Annotated in this window: 12 protein-coding genes; 6 read left to right on the forward strand and 6 right to left on the reverse strand. The window is 65.4% G+C overall.

The annotated features are described in order from the left end of the window. The first annotated feature begins 110 nt into the window (after positions 1-110). Together JQ631_RS24575 and pyk are read left to right on the forward strand one after the other, a co-directional pair. Positions 111-707: a DUF1036 domain-containing protein gene (locus tag JQ631_RS24575; protein WP_212330245.1), complete on the forward strand. Its 597-nt coding sequence runs from the start codon at positions 111-113 to the stop codon at positions 705-707. Beyond that, the gene (gene pyk / locus JQ631_RS24580) at positions 704-2,140 is read left to right on the forward strand and encodes a pyruvate kinase (RefSeq protein ID WP_212330247.1); all 1,437 of its coding nucleotides are present in this window, start codon (positions 704-706) and stop codon (positions 2,138-2,140) included. The genes JQ631_RS24575 and pyk overlap by 4 nt, the downstream gene beginning before the upstream one ends. A gap of 150 nt (positions 2,141-2,290) precedes the next feature. Here pyk and JQ631_RS24585 read toward each other — a convergent pair whose 3' ends face one another. After that, a complete protein-coding gene (locus JQ631_RS24585) occupies positions 2,291-2,971 on the reverse strand; it encodes a TetR/AcrR family transcriptional regulator (RefSeq protein WP_212331575.1) in 681 nt (226 codons plus the stop codon). A 272-nt stretch (positions 2,972-3,243) separates the two neighbouring features. On the opposite strand from JQ631_RS24585, the gene JQ631_RS24590 reads away from it, so the two are divergent. Then, the gene (locus tag JQ631_RS24590; protein ID WP_212330249.1) at positions 3,244-4,221 is read left to right on the forward strand and encodes a phosphatase PAP2 family protein; all 978 of its coding nucleotides are present in this window, start codon (positions 3,244-3,246) and stop codon (positions 4,219-4,221) included. A gap of 143 nt (positions 4,222-4,364) precedes the next feature. Here the strand turns inward: JQ631_RS24590 and JQ631_RS24595 are convergent, their stop codons facing one another. Further along, the gene (locus JQ631_RS24595; RefSeq protein ID WP_194466236.1) at positions 4,365-4,529 is read right to left on the reverse strand and encodes a Flp family type IVb pilin; all 165 of its coding nucleotides are present in this window, start codon (positions 4,527-4,529) and stop codon (positions 4,365-4,367) included. Positions 4,530-4,820: 291 nt separating this feature from the next. Between JQ631_RS24595 and JQ631_RS24600 the strand changes: the two genes are divergently transcribed. Further along, on the forward strand, positions 4,821-6,311 hold the full coding sequence (locus tag JQ631_RS24600) for a hypothetical protein (RefSeq protein ID WP_212330251.1): 1,491 nt from the start codon (positions 4,821-4,823) through the stop codon (positions 6,309-6,311). Between the two features lie 10 nt (positions 6,312-6,321). After that, complete coding sequence (locus JQ631_RS24605; protein ID WP_212330253.1) at positions 6,322-7,797, forward strand: hypothetical protein; 1,476 nt, start codon at positions 6,322-6,324, stop codon at positions 7,795-7,797. A 32-nt stretch (positions 7,798-7,829) separates the two neighbouring features. On the opposite strand, the gene JQ631_RS24610 is transcribed toward JQ631_RS24605, so the two are convergent. Then, positions 7,830-9,605, reverse strand: coding sequence for a DUF6798 domain-containing protein (locus JQ631_RS24610; RefSeq protein ID WP_212330256.1), 1,776 nt, complete (start codon positions 9,603-9,605; stop codon positions 7,830-7,832). A gap of 401 nt (positions 9,606-10,006) precedes the next feature. On the opposite strand from JQ631_RS24610, the gene JQ631_RS24615 reads away from it, so the two are divergent. Continuing rightward, entirely contained in the window at positions 10,007-10,342 is a 336-nt protein-coding gene (locus JQ631_RS24615) for a hypothetical protein (RefSeq protein ID WP_212330258.1), read from the forward strand. A gap of 213 nt (positions 10,343-10,555) precedes the next feature. Here JQ631_RS24615 and ftsH read toward each other — a convergent pair whose 3' ends face one another. The 3 genes from ftsH to ybgF form a co-directional block, all read right to left on the reverse strand. After that, complete coding sequence (gene ftsH, locus JQ631_RS24620) at positions 10,556-12,478, reverse strand: ATP-dependent zinc metalloprotease FtsH (protein ID WP_212330261.1); 1,923 nt, start codon at positions 12,476-12,478, stop codon at positions 10,556-10,558. Between the two features lie 265 nt (positions 12,479-12,743). After that, a complete protein-coding gene (gene tilS / locus JQ631_RS24625) occupies positions 12,744-13,829 on the reverse strand; it encodes a tRNA lysidine(34) synthetase TilS (RefSeq protein ID WP_212330263.1) in 1,086 nt (361 codons plus the stop codon). 142 nt (positions 13,830-13,971) lie between these two features. Beyond that, positions 13,972-15,021 carry a tol-pal system protein YbgF gene (ybgF, locus tag JQ631_RS24630; protein WP_212330265.1) on the reverse strand — a complete coding sequence of 350 codons (1,050 nt, stop codon included), beginning with the start codon at positions 15,019-15,021 and terminating at the stop codon, positions 13,972-13,974. Positions 15,022-15,077: the final 56 nt, after the last annotated feature.

A 15,077-nucleotide genomic window follows, 5' to 3' on the forward strand; every position in this document is an offset into this window, starting at 1 on the left:
CCTGTCACAGATTTTGCCATATCGCGGCGCAAACGGCCGCTGAGCCGACAAATCGGCAGTTCCTGGCCCCTACGCCAAATCGTCAATCATCTGGTATACGTTCCGCGACAATGATCGCCGAATCTCCCCGCTCCCCCCTTCGCCTGCTCGCCCGGTTGGTCCCGGTGCTCGCGGTTGGCCTGATGTGCCTCTGGGCCAGCCCGGCCGCGGCCGATTTCCGGCTTTGCAACAACACCTCCAGCCGGGTCGGCATCGCGCTCGGCTACAAGGACGCCGACGGCTGGACCACCGAAGGCTGGTGGAACATCTCGTCCCGCTCCTGCGAGACCCTGCTGCGGGGAACGCTGGTCGCCCGCTACTATTACATCTACGCGATCGACTATGACCGCGGCGGCGAATGGTCGGGGCAGGCCTTCATGTGCTCGCGCGACAAGGAATTCACGATCCGCGGCACCGAGGACTGTCTGGCGCGCGGCTACGACCGGACCGGCTATTTCGAGGTCGATACCGGCGAGCAGCGGGCGTGGACGGTGCAGCTCACCGACGTCAATGAGCAGCCGTCGCAGCCGCGTGTCCCCGGGATGCCCGGCCCTGTCGGCCCTGGTGGCGGCGTTCCGGGTTTGCCCAATAGTCCGCCCGGTGGTACGCCCCCGGCCGCACCTGGCCTCCCGCCAGCCCCCTCGCCACCGTCTGGGAATAAGCCATGAGGCGTCTTCGCCGTATCAAGATTCTCGCGACCCTCGGACCCGCCTCTTCGGATCTCGCGATGATCCGCCGCCTGTTCGAGGCCGGCGCCGACGTGTTCCGCATCAATATGAGCCACACCCCGCATGACAAGATGCGGGAGCTGGTGGCGACGATCCGCAACGTCGAGAGCAGCTACGGCCGCCCGATCGGCATCCTAGTCGACCTCCAGGGCCCGAAGCTCCGGCTCGGCTCCTTCGCCGAAGGCTCGGTCCAGCTCCAGAACGGTCAGACCTTCACGCTCGATTCCGACAAGACGCCGGGCGATGCCAATCGCGTCAACCTTCCCCATCCCGAGATCCTGGCGGCGCTACGGCCCGGCCACGCGCTGCTGCTCGACGACGGCAAGGTGCGGCTGATCGCGGAAGAGACCACCAAGGAACACGCGGTGACGCGTGTCGTGGTCGGCGGCAAGATGTCCGACCGCAAGGGCGTCAGCCTGCCCGACACCGATCTGCCGGTCTCGGCAATGACGCCGAAGGACCGCGCCGACCTCGAGGCCGCGCTCGTCACCGGCGTCGACTGGATCGCGCTCTCTTTCGTGCAGCGCGCCGATGACGTGCTCGAAGCCAAGAAGATGATCCGCGGCCGTGCCGCTGTGATGGCCAAGATCGAGAAGCCGCAGGCGATCGACCGCCTCGCCGACATCATCGAGGCCTCCGACGCGCTGATGGTGGCGCGCGGCGACCTCGGTGTCGAGCTGCCGCTCGAGCGTGTGCCGAGCCTGCAGAAGCAAATGACGCGCATGGCGCGGCGCGCCGGCAAGCCGGTGGTGGTCGCGACGCAAATGCTGGAATCGATGATCCAGTCGCCGGTGCCGACCCGCGCCGAAGTCTCCGACGTCGCCACCGCCGTCTATGAGGGCGCCGACGCCATCATGCTGTCGGCGGAATCGGCGGCCGGCAAATTCCCGGTCGAGGCGGTCTCGACCATGAACCGCATCGGCGAGGAGGTCGAGCGCGACCCGACTTACCGCTCGGTGATCACGGCCCAGCGCCCGGCGCCGGAATCCACCGCGGGCGATGCCATCGCGGACGCCGCGCGACAGATCGCCGAGACGCTCGACCTGCCCGCCCTGATCTGCTGGACCAGCTCCGGCTCGACCGCAGCGCGCGTGGCGCGCGAGCGGCCGAAGCCGCCGGTCGTGGCGATCACGCCGAACATCACCGCCGGCCGCCGGCTCGCCGTCGTCTGGGGCGTGCATTGCGTGGTGGCGGAGGACGCGCGCGACCAGGACGACATGGTGAGTCGCGCCGGCCAGATCGCCTTCCGCGACGGTTTCGTCCGCGCCGGCCAGCGCGTGATCATCGTCGCCGGCGTACCGCTCGGCATTCCCGGCACCACCAACATGGTGCGCATCGCCTCGGTCGGCCCCGAGGGCGACGCGAATTTGTGAGGCGGCGGGCCAGCCGCCAACCAGATCCGCGAAAACAACCCCATGCACAGTAGGCGGCCTGTCCGGCTGCCCTGCCCGGGTTTTGCGAAAACAGCTGCCCGGGCAGCAGCCTGAGCGCGGTCAGATCTCCGTCGCCTGGTGCAGCGGAACTTAAGCCCCGACCAGCGCCTTGGTCGTCGGCAGCAGCGTCTGCTGCACCACCAGACCACGCGCGCGGGCGTCCATGACGCCGACGGCGCGCAGCGCCAGCAACGTCACGGTCTGCACCGCATCGCGCATCTTCGCGGGATCTTCGAGATTGTCGGGCGCCAGCGGCCCGACCAGCGCCTCGTGCAGCGCGCCGAGCAGCGCGGTTGCGGCCAGGGCCGTGTCCTGCGCCGGCAGATGGCCGGCGCGCACCGCAGCGTCGATCCGTGCGGCGATCTCACCTGCGATCTCGCGGCGGCTGGCGAGCCTGGACGCGCTGACATCGACGTCGACGGGCTCAGCCAAAATGCCCCAGGCCAGCCGGCGCTGCGACAGCGTGTGGACCGCCACGGTGGTCACCGCCGCTGCCAGCGCGGAGGACGGCCCCGGCGCGGCATCGGCCGCCCGCCTGATCGCCGCGAGCTCGTCGCGGGAGACCTCGGAGATCAGTTCGGAAATCAGCTCCGCCTTGGAAGGGAAGTAACGATAGACGGTCCCGGCGGCCACGTTGGCCCTGACCGCGACGGGCGCGATCTGCACCGCCGCCATGCCCCCTTCGGCTGCGGCTTCCCTTGCCGCCGCCAGGATGGCGCTGCGCCGCGCCGCAAGGCGCTTCACCACTTGATGCGTCCGCCGATAAACCATGGCGCGCTTCCTGTCCCACCACGCCTGCCGCACGCCCGCGGCCGAACGCTTCGTCACTGAATTCGCTGCAAATCGCCCCGCAAGGACTGAACAACTATTCACGGGGGATGACAAGAAGCAAATGCGTGATGCGTCACACTTGGAAGGGCCTGCGACGCTGCGCTGCAAACCGCTCAAATTGCAGGGAATCAATTGGCAAACGGCTGACCACAATTCTTACCGCGGTCTTAAAGCGCCTCCGCGACTGTGGCTGCGATCCAACCCGGTGCAGCATGGTCGACACGGACGCCAAGACCGCCTGGCAGCTCTTCCATTTGAACTGGCTTCCCATCGCAACCATGGGCGGCCTGCTCATGCTTGGCCTGTCCATCACCGGCCTCAGGCTCGAGCCGGTCGCCTACGGCATCACGCTTGCGATCGCGGCCTCTTTCGTGGCCATCGCCTATCGCCACCGCATCGCCAGGGGCGATCTCGCCGATCCGAAACTGATCTTCTCGCTCGGCACGATTGGCCAGGTCATCATCACCTGCGCCATCGTCGGGCCGCTCAGCTATGTCGCCGGCAAGATGGGGTTTCCGCTCCAGGACCACGCGCTGCTCGCAATCGATCGCGCGCTCGGTCTGGATCCGGAGCCGATCGCACGCTTCGTCAACGACCAGCCCTGGCTCTCGGACTTGCTCTCGCGCGGCTACGGCCTGATCAAATGGCCGCTGCTCGGCGTTCCCGTCGTGCTGTCGCTGACGGCGCGTTACGTGCGGCTGCAATTGTTCATGCTGGCGATGAGCCTTGCGCTCGCGGTCACCATCGCGATCTCCGCGCTGGTGCCAGCCATCGGCACCTATTACGCACTGCAATTGCCGGCCGCGCATTTGCCGGAGATCAACACCACTGTTTACGCCGGGCAGTTGCGCGACATCCTGGCGCTGCGCGACGGCAGCCTGCATGAGCTGCGATTGTTCAGACTCGCCGGCATCGTCTCGTTTCCGAGCTTTCACGCCGCCTCCGCCGTGCTCTATATGTGGGCGCTGTGGCCGGTGCGCCGTATCGGCGGCATCGCTGCCGCGCTCAATGTCCTGATGATTGCGGCAGCGCCGGTGATCGGCGCGCATTACATCATCGACGTCGCCGGTGGCGTTGCGCTGGCGGCAGCGTCGATCTGGGCCGCGAAGGCTTATCTGGAATGGATGAGCCGCGCGGCGAATGACGTCGCGAAGGACGCAGCGACCGTCTGGCAGCCCGGCCTCGGCTAGGTTGCCGTAAGGTATGCAAAGGCACGCGGCGCCGGGCCCACAATCACGATAGCAACGATCGAACGCTGACGCTGCCGCGCGCCCAAAACGAAAAGAGCCCCGTCCGAGGACGGGGCTCTTTGAAACTCTTGCTTCGTCTCAGCTTACTTGAGGCTGGACGAGATCGAGCCGAACTTGGTGTTCAGCGTGGTGCCGAGGTTGTTGACGACGGTGATGATCGCCAGCGCGATGCCGGCAGCGATCAGGCCGTATTCGATGGCGGTGGCGCCGGACTCATCCTTCACGAAACGCGAAACGAGGTTCTTCATAGACTGCTCCAAAAGGTACACGAGGCTTCAATGGTCTGGTCTCTTCGGCTTCCCAGCGCCGCCGAACCATGGAACTCAACCTAAGCTCAAAGACTTGCGCCGCAGTTAATTCGACTGCGTAAACACGGAATGGATTGCATGTATTCGCCGATGGTAAACCGAAATTGAAAACAATCGGTTAAATTGCGCGGACATCCAGCAAGCCATTTCCGCCGATTTACTGGAAGTTATGACCGCCGTGGTCCAATGCCGCCCGCTCGGCCAACAGGACCAAGAACAACACGAGGCGGCATGTCCCTTTCCTTCACCAACAGCATCACAGTGCAGGGCCGCGCGCGGGCGCTGGTGCCGCTGTGTGTCGGCGCGGGTGCCTATCTCTTCTTCCTCTATATCGGCGACACGCTGCTTCAGGACTCCGACTCGTTCTGGCAGATCAAGATCGGTCAGTGGATCCTCGATCACCACGCCCTGCCCTACACCGACTTCTATTCCTTCACGCGACAAGGCCAGCCCTGGATCTCGACGTCCTGGCTGTCGCAAATTCTGTTTTCGGTCTCCTATACGCAGTGGGACTGGGCGGGACCGGTGATCCTCTCCGCGCTCGCGATCGCGGCCTCCGCGGCGATCTTCGTGTACCTGCTCGACGCCCATCTCGAAATTCCGCACTCGGTGCTGTTCGCGATGCTGGCGGTGCTGCTGTCGCTGCATCACATCCTGGCGCGCCCGCACATCCTGGCGCTGCCGGTGATGATCGCGTGGGTCGGCGTGCTGATGAATGCGGCTGATCGCAAGGTGACGCCGTCCTGGGTCTGGCTGCCGTTGATGTCGCTATGGGCAAACCTGCATGGCGGTTTCGTGCTCGGCCTCGCACTGATCGGCCCGATGGCCCTCGAGGCCATCTGGACGCTGGATTCCGGCAAGCAGATCCGGCTGCTCGCGCGCTGGTTCCTGTTCGGCGTCGCCGCGATGGCGGCCGCCTGTGTTACCCCCTATGGCTGGCGCACGCTGCTGGGTGCGACCAATATCCTCAATCTCGGCGAACTGCTGTCGGTCATCTCGGAATGGATGCCGGCGAATTTCGCCTCGTTCTCCGCATTCGAGGGCGCGATCCTCGGCCTCATCGCCATCGGCCTGTTTCGTGGCCTCACGCTGTCGCCGCCGCGCATCCTGCTGATCCTGCTGTTCACCTGGATGGGACTGACCCATGTCAGGAGCATCGAGGCCTTTGCCTTCCTGGTGCCGCTGGCGCTGGCGAAGCCCCTCGGCGAGACCTCGCCGCTGCCGCAAACCGACACGCCGGCCACCGAGAGCTGGGCGGCGCGCTACGTCACCATGACGGGCGCGCTGATGATCGCGGCCGCGGCCTGGACCTCGACCTCGATCTACATGTCGCATCACCGCTTCACCTTCACGATGGACCAAACGCCGGTCGCCGCCGTCGACCTGCTCCAGCAGCGCAAGGCGCAGCGCATCTTCAATGCCTACCAGTTCGGCGGCTATCTGATCTCGCGCGACATTCCGGTGTTCGTCGACGGCCGTGCCGAGCTCTATGGCGAGAAGTTCGTGATGGACTTCTTCAAGGCGATCGAGGTCAAGAAGCTCGACAACCTCACGCGGCTGCTTGACGAATACAAGATCGACGCCACGCTGCTGGTCGCCGACTCGCCTGCCGCCCAGGTGCTCGACCACATCAAGGGCTGGAAGCGGCTCTATGGCGACAACATCGCCGTGATCCATGTGCGCGATGACGAGGCAGGCGCGGTCGCGCCGGCCAAACCTTGAACGTGACCGCATGACCATCGCCGCCAGTCTTCCGGTCGCGCGCACCCAGCGCAATCTGGCGCCGCTCTGCGTCGCAGCCGCGAGTTTCCTGCTGCTGCTGGTGAGCGGCGACAGCCTGCTGCACGATCCGGATACGCTCTGGCAGATCAAGGTCGGCCAGTGGATTCTCGATCATCACGCCGTGCCCTGGACCGATCTCTATTCGCTGACGCGTCAGGGCGAGGTCTGGCTCTCGACGTCGTGGTTGTCGCAGGTGCTGTTCGCGACGACCTATGCGGGGTGGGGCTGGGCCGGGCCCGTCGTGCTCACCGCAGCCGCGATCGCGCTCGCGATGGCGCTGCTGCTGGCCTTCCTGCAACGGCATCTCGACCTGCCCTATGCACTGGTGTTCTGCCTGCTGATGATGACGCTGGCGGCGCCGCATCTGCTGGCCCGCCCGCATGTGCTGGCGCTGCCGGTCATGGTCGCCTGGAGCGGCGCGTTGATGACCGCCGCCGATCGCGGCCGCGCGCCATCATTCCTGTTGCTGCCGTTGATGGCGCTGTGGGCCAACCTTCACGGCGGCTTCGTGCTCGGGCTCGCCCTGACCGGTGCAATCGGCCTCGAATCGCTCTGGCGCGCAGCGCCCGCGCGCCGGCTGGCGCTCGCGGTGCAATGGGCCACATTCGGGCTTGGCGCGCTCGCGGCGAGCTGCTGCACGCCCTATGGCCTGGACACGCTACTCGGGGCCGCCCGCATCCTCAACCTCGGCAAATCATTCTCCGTCATCGCCGAATGGCGTCCGGCCGATTTCAGCTCCTTCAGTCCGTTCGCCGGCGCACTGCTCGGATTGCTCGGTCTCGCGTTGACGCGCGGCCTGTCGCTGTCGCCGCCGCGCGTGCTGCTGATCCTCGGCGCCACCTGGATGGCGCTGGCACATGTCCGCAGCATCGAAACCTTTGGTGTGCTCGTCCCCCTGGTTCTGGCGCAGCCGCTGAGTGGCTGGATCAAGTCCGTTTCAGAACCACCGCGCGGCCTGCGGATGGCACCCGGCGCCCCCGCGGCTCTGGCCGCCATGGCGATCCTGCTCGCGACCGCAAGCGCGACAGCGACCTTCGCCGCACATCACACCTTCGAATTCTCCACGGCGCAGACGCCGGTTGCGGCAGCCGATGTGCTGGCCGAGCGCAAGGCCGCGCGCATCTTCAATTCCTACGGTTTCGGCGGCTACCTCATCGTTCGCGGCATCAGGCCTTTCGTCGATGGCCGGTCGGAGCTTTTCGGCGAGAAATTCCTGATGGACTATTTCGCCGCCGAAGACGGCCGCGACGTGCCCGGCCTCCTGCGGATGCTCGACGAATTCGGGATCGATGCGACCCTGCTGACGGTCGATTCACCCGCCGCCCAAATTCTGGATCACATCAAGGGCTGGAAGCGGGTCTATGCGGACAAGATTGCCGTGATCCATATGCGGGACGATCAGCAGATCACCACGCCGCCGAAGTGAACGCAGGGCATGCCCAGGCCGCGTTCGATTGCTCAACCGGCAGATCGATCGGCCGTCGGCGATGTGTCTTTCCGTGCCGCAGGCCGATCGGCGCCCGTTGAAAATACGCAGAGCCGCTTCGTTCGATAGAGCAGGCCGCTTCCCGTTTCCGGGCCCTGACAGATGTCGACGACATAGCCGATGCCGTTGCGCGACGCGTAAGCCATTCGCTCCGCGAGCGAATTGAGGCCATCGACGTCGGTCATCCGGGGTCGCCAGATTCGATAGTAGGAAGGCGTCAGCACCGACGATCCACCGCGTTTGAAATCGACCCAGATGCGACGATGCGAGACGAACTCGAAGACGCCGGCGCGATCCAGCGCCATATCGGCAAGGCTCACTTCGGGCCGACCCTCGAGCTCCGGTCGTCTTGGCGTGAGGAACATCGCCGTGGAAGGCGTGTTGAGACGCGCCCACCTGCCAATGTCGGTCCATTCGGCAACCGCCTCATCGCAGAGACGGTTGAAGTTGACGCCGGACCGGATCGCGAGCGGGCATGCAACGAACACGGTGATGGCAAGCACCAGGTAGCCGGCGGTGCGCTGATAGGACGGCGCCGGTCCAGCCACGCCAGTTCGAAAGACAAAGATCAAAACGGCGGCAACGAATGCCAGGCCGGTCCAGCCTTCAAAGGTCAGGAACAGCACGACAAGACAGGCCGGGAGGAAAGTCGCCTCCCCGTCGCGCCGCAACCAGTTCGTCGCCAGTGCCGCAATCGCCAGGGCGGCAAGCAGGTGAATGACCGTGCCCGATCGCAGCAGATGAAGGTTGATAAGAATCGGTGATCCCGTGAGGGAAGGAAGGACGATGCCGATCAGATAGACCAGAATGGCCCCCAAATAGGCTGCCCGCAATTCGGGGGCGACCCGCTTCGGCCAGAAGAACGCAAGCGCACCGACGAGGGTGACACCAAGCAGTCCGACGATGTCGCCGATCGAGGTCGAACCGATCAGGAAATGCCCCGGAAAATACTGGCGAAGGAAACTGCGAAAATCGATGTCCAGCGGGTGACCAAATTCCGGATTTGCGAGAAACCCGTGAAGCACGACCAGCAGGAACGGCAAGCTCAGAACGGAGCCGATCAGCACGCGCAAGGAGAGCTGGCCGATCGTCGTTCTCCGCTGCGACAAATGATAGATTCCAATCAGCACCAGCGGCGGCACGAGCCAGGCCGCAAAGAAGGCGTTGATGAAGGCCGTGATGCCGACGGCGACGACTGCTGCTGTGTAGCGGCCCCGTGCGCCAAAGTAGATTGCCAGAAGAGCCACGCCATTCGCCATCTCCGAATGAGTGAAGTAGTTGATGAACAGACCGCCGGAACCGGCGTAGCTGTAGCCATCCAGAAACGCGGTGAAGCAGACGATCAGGCTGAAGACGATCTTGTCGCGGCGCTCGGTCACCCCCAGCAGGGTGGCGCAACAGAGAAATCCGACAAAGCAGACGAGCCGGGAGAGGAAAAACAGGATGAAGAACAGCAGCGGAATGTGGTCGAAATACTTCTCGACTCCGCTCAACACCAGCCAGACGCCGGACGCGAAGTAACGCAACGACTGGATAAACCCGTCGTCCTGATATTGCGGCTCGTTGTAGAGACCGGCGACGATCGGCAGATGATAGAGATTATTCGTCAGGCCGAAGACGAATCCCGTGCGCAACACGGATAGCGCCGTGGCGACCGCTGCGACCGGAAAGGTTTCTGCCCAGAAGGTCGAGATGCTGGTCGAGCGACCTTGGCAGACCATGTCAGAAGTGACGTTGACGTCCGCCATTGGGGTGCCGGAAAAGGTGACGGCTGGGCATCAGCCTCGGTTGAGCGCAAGATCGACAGTCCGTCATGGACGCCCTGGCGCTCCACGCTCGCGGAGCGATGAAGACGGACAGCATCAGGACTAAAGCGCAAACGCTAATGGCGAATTAACCGACGCTCCCGGATCGGACCACCGCCCCCGGTGACAGGTCTCTTAACCAGGATACGACCCCCCTCGCCGGCATGGTCATCGATGGCACGCCATCGCGGTCATCATGGTGGATGGTATCTCGCAACGGCACCTGGACGCACCGGGACCGAGTGCCTGTCTGCAAGCGTGAGGTTTGCTCCCCCACACCGTTGCGAGAGGCCTTGCACGGATCGATCTGCCTCCGGCATCATGGGCCCGGAGGCCGCCTATCCGTGTCATTGAAGAATCCGGACGCAATCGCCGTCATCGTGTCAGCACTTCGCGACGTCCACGGAGACGACGTCGCGCGAATGATGCTGGTCGAAGGCATGAGTCTGGCCAATCTGCTCGATGCGATGTTTTCGGCGCCCCTGACGCACCGTGAGGCCATTCGCGCGATTACCGACGGGCTGGATGACTTCATCATCACGCCGGACCTCGGGCCTGTGTGGCACCTCAAATATATCTACGGAAACCAGCCTGGCTCCCTCCACGTCGTGGACCTGGAGATCGCCACGCCGGACGGTACGCTGGCGAGCACGGACGCCTGGCTTCGTCTCGCCTCCTGAGAGACGGCGGGGCTGAATTACGGTCGCAACCGCGGCCGTCTCGTCATTGCGAGCGCAGCGAAGCAATCCAGAATACCGCCTTGGAGAGACTCCGGATTGCTTCGCTGCGCTCGCAATGACGAGGCAACACTGTTTCCGCCCGCAAGAAAAAAACAGCCAATAAAAAACGCGGCGTTTCCGCCGCGTTCTTCAATTCGATCTGCCGCTTCTCGATTACGCCTGCGGCTGCGGCTCCAGGCCGGGATCCGGATCGGGCCGCGGGCGCGATTTGCCGGCCGGCGGCACGGCGGAAGCGCGCGGCGTGGTCGGCTCGAGCACGGACTCGCGGTTCGGCTTCTTGCCCTTGAGCAGGTCGATGATCTCGTCACCGCTGAGCGTTTCGAACTCGAGCAGGCCCTTGGCCAGCGCTTCGAGATCGCCATGCTTCTCGGTGAGGATGCGGGTCGCTTCCTTGTAGCCTTCCTCGACCAGACGGCGGATCTCGGAGTCGATCTTCTGCACGGTCGCCTCAGACGCGTTCTGCGTGCGCGAGACCGACATGCCCAAGAACACCTCGTCCTGGTTTTCGCCGTAGGAGACGGTGCCGAGTTCTTCCGACAGGCCCCAGCGCGTCACCATCATCCGGGCAAGGCGCGTGGCCTGCTCGATGTCGGAGGCAGCACCAGAGGTCACCTTCTCGCGGCCGAAGATCAGCTCTTCGGCGACGCGGCCGCCCATCATGATGGCAAGGCGCGAGGTCATCTGCTCCAGAGACATCGACAGCTTGTCGCGCTCGGGCAGCTGCATGACCATGCCGAGCGCACGGCCGCGCGGAATGATCGTCGCCTTGTGGATCGGATCGGTCGCAGGCACGTTGAGGCCGACGATGGCGTGGCCGCCCTCGTGATAGGCCGTCAGCAGCTTCTCTTCCTCGGTCATGACGAGCGATTTGCGCTCGGCGCCCATCATCACCTTGTCCTTGGCCTCCTCGAACTCGGCCTGGGTCACCATGCGTTTGTTGCGGCGGGCAGCGGTGAGCGCGGCTTCGTTGACGAGGTTCATCAGGTCGGCGCCGGAGAATCCAGGCGTGCCGCGCGCGATGGTCTTGAGGTTGATATCGGGGGCCAGCGGCACCTTGCGGACGTGAACCTTGAGGATCTGCTCGCGGCCGACGACGTCGGGATTGGGCACCACGACCTGACGGTCGAAGCGGCCCGGACGCAGCAGCGCGGGATCGAGCACGTCGGGACGGTTGGTGGCGGCGATCAGGATCACGCCCTCGTTCGCCTCGAAGCCGTCCATCTCGACCAGCAACTGGTTCAGCGTCTGCTCGCGCTCGTCATTGCCGCCGCCGAGACCGGCGCCACGGTGACGACCGACCGCATCGATTTCGTCGATGAAGATGATGCAGGGCGCGTTCTTCTTGGCCTGCTCGAACATGTCGCGGACGCGGCTGGCGCCGACGCCGACGAACATTTCGACGAAGTCCGAACCCGAAATGGTGAAGAACGGCACGTTGGCTTCGCCCGCGACCGCGCGGGCGATCAGCGTCTTACCGGTGCCGGGAGGGCCGACCAGCAGCACGCCGCGCGGAATGCGACCGCCGAGGCGCTGGAATTTGCCGGGGTCGCGGAGGAATTCGACGATCTCCTGGAGGTCCTGCTTGGCCTCGTCCACGCCGGCGACGTCCTCGAAGGTGACGCGGCCATGGGCCTCGGTCAGCATCTTCGCGCGCGACTTGCCGAAGCCCATCGCCTTGCCGGCGCCGCCCTGCATCTGTCGCGACAGGAAGATCCACACGCCGATCAGCGCGATGAAGGGCAGCCAGGAGACGAGCAACGAGACGAACCACGGCACGTTGTCGCCGGGCGGCTTCGCGGTGATCTGGACCTTGCTGTCATAGAGGCGCTTCACCAGCGTCGGGTCGTTCGGCGCATAGGTCTGGAAGCTCTGGCCGGTGGTAAAGGTGCCGTGAATATCGGGACCCTGGATCACGACGTCACGGACGCGACCCTGGTCAACATCGCTCAGGAGCTGGGAGAACGCGATGTCCTGCGAGGAGGCCCGTTGACCCGGATTCTGGAAGAGCGTGAACAACGCCAACAGCAGCAAAACAATGATGACCCAGAGGGCGAAATTGCGCAGATTGGCGTTCATCGATCTTCCTTCGTGGTCGCGCGGATCGCGGCCTCATCCTTGGGCTTCACGAGGAAATCCCCAAGGAATCCTCATCGTTAGACGTCTACAATTTAGGTGCCGCCCCGGTCGCTGCCAAGGGAACGAGATGGGACTATTTAGCCCATCTTAGGGCGATTCCCGCTGAAATAATGGCACCGGGGCCGGGGTTTTTCCTGCCTGGTTAAGGTGTCCTGTCAGTGGCCAATGGAAACGGCCGGTGTCGTGGTCCGTCCCCATCCGCCCTTCAGGCCCCCTTTTGCGCTCCTTTGCGACGACGGGCCGGCGCAGGCGCGACGTGGATACGCCCCCCGGCAAGGCTGATCAAGGCTCCCGCCAGGGTCTGCTTCAGGATCGCACGGCCATTTGCCCGCGCGCGGGACGCGCCAGCCATGTTCTGATCGCGCACGGCCTGATCGAGCGCGGCCAGCAGGGTCTCGATCTTGCCGAGTTCCGCAGGCCCTTCGTGGCCGAGCGCGTCGATCGCCCGCAGCAGGAGCCGCAGCCGGACTTCTTCCGGCAAAGTGGCAAAAGCCGCGGCCTCGAAACTGCGAACGCCCGGCTGCGGCTGTTGGCCGCGATCCCGCAATCGGAGGAAGCGCTCGGCGCCGTCGGTCAGGACCTCGACCGCCGCGTTGGCGCGGGCAAGCCGCACCGAGAGCCGCACCAGCGTGCGGGCGTCGCCGCCCTCGGCTGCGAGCTGCGGCAGCAGTGCGCGAAGCCGGGGCCGCGTGAAGGACGCGTCGCGGTTGGTGGGGTCGTCGGCGAAGCCGATCCCGGCCCGCTTCAGGGTTGCGATCAGTTGCGATTTCGGAACATCGAGCAGCGGACGCGCCAGCACGACGCCGTCACGGCTCGAGAAGCGCGCCATCGCCGAGAGCCCGGCGATGCCGCTGCCGCGGAGCAGCCGCATCAGAAGCGTCTCGGCCTGGTCGTCACGGGTATGAGCGGTCAGCACGTGGCTTGCGCCGGCGCTGCGGGCGGCTTGCACGAGCAGGCGGTAGCGGGCTTCGCGCGCGGCGGCGGGCAATCCCGTCGTCGGCTTGGCGCCGCGCCAGCGCAGGGTCCGGTGCGCAAGGCCAAGCTTGGCGGCGAGCCGCTTGACCTCGCGCGCTTCGCGTGCGGCCTCTGCCCGCAAACCATGATCGACGGTGACGACCGTGAGCTCAGGGCCGCGCGTAAAACTGCGCCGCCAGCGCGCCGCGAGCCACATCAGCGCGACCGAGTCGGGTCCGCCGGAGACCGCGAGCACCAGCGCCGGCGCAGCCTTCAACTCGGCAAAGAGCTGCTTCGCCGCGCGTGCGGAGATCGGAGAATTGTCGCCGTCGGACATGACGCTGCAATCTAGCGCAGCGTCATCCGCCTTGTCAGCGATCGCCACTACGCGCGAAGCGCGATTTATTGTTGGCGCCTGATCTTTCCGGAAAGCCACTGCTCACTTTGCGCTATGCGGCCATTCGGGTCCGGATCAGTCCCTAGCACTTCACCCGCTTCTGCTCGCGCTCGACGGCAGCTTTGACGCCGCCCGACGCACGCGGATATTTGCGGCCGACCTCGCCGAAGGCGGCGCAGGCGGCTTCCTTCTCCTTCAGCGCGGCGAGCGACTGGCCGAGCCGCAGCAGCGCGTCCGGGGCCTTGGCCGATTTGTCGTACTTCGTGGTGACGGCGAGGAAGGCTTCGGCGGAATCGCGATATTGCTGGCGCTGGAAATAGCTTTCGCCGAGCCAGTATTGGGCGTCGCCGAGCAGCGGGTCGTTCGGATACTTCGCGGCGAAATTCTTCATGGTCTGCTCGGCGAGCGCGTAGTCCTTGCGCTGCATGTAGCCGATGCCGAGATCGAACTCGTCGCGCGGCGTCGCCGAGGGCGGCAGCGTCGCGAGCGCCGGAGCGCCGGCCGGCGGCGCGGGATAGCCCTGTTGCGCCGGCGGATAGCCGGGCTGGGCCGGCGCTGCGGCCTGCGGATAGCGGCCACCGTTGTTGCTGAGATCGAGCGGCTCGCCGGCGCCGCGCCCGCCAACCTGGCCACCGCCCGCCGACATCGGCTGCTGGCCGCCACCGAGTGCGCGCGGTGCACCGGGCGCATTCGGGGTCTGGCTCGGGTCGAATGCATCGCCGCGGCGGCGAACGCCGGGAGCGCCGGGGCCCGGCTGCTCCTGGACGATCGGCGCGGGAGACGCGATCTGCGGCTGCTCGTAGTTCGGCTGCATGGCCTGTTGCGGCAGCTGCTGGCGATAGCCGGGGGCGACCTGAGCCGGTGGGACGCCTGCGACATTGGGCTGGACCGGCGGCTGGCCGGGCGTCGCGCCCTGCGCGCCGCCCTCGAGCTGCCGGATGCGATCCTCGAGCTGGCGGTTGCGATATTGCAGCTCTTCGTTCTGGCCGGTGAGCTGGCGCAGCTGGTTCTCCAGCCGCTCGATCCGAATCTCGGGGTCGCCGTCGTCCGACTGAGCGAAGACAGGCGTGCAAAAGCAGAGCAGCGCGGCGGTGACCACGGTGCCGGTAAAGACCTTAAATCTGGATGACATCTTGCCCTGACGACGAAAGCGAAATGGCCTGCGACGGAACATGCGCGCGCCACACA

Origin of the sequence: Bradyrhizobium manausense (assembly GCF_018131105.1) — a bacterium.
Classification (GTDB): Bacteria; Pseudomonadota; Alphaproteobacteria; order Rhizobiales; family Xanthobacteraceae; genus Bradyrhizobium; species Bradyrhizobium manausense_B.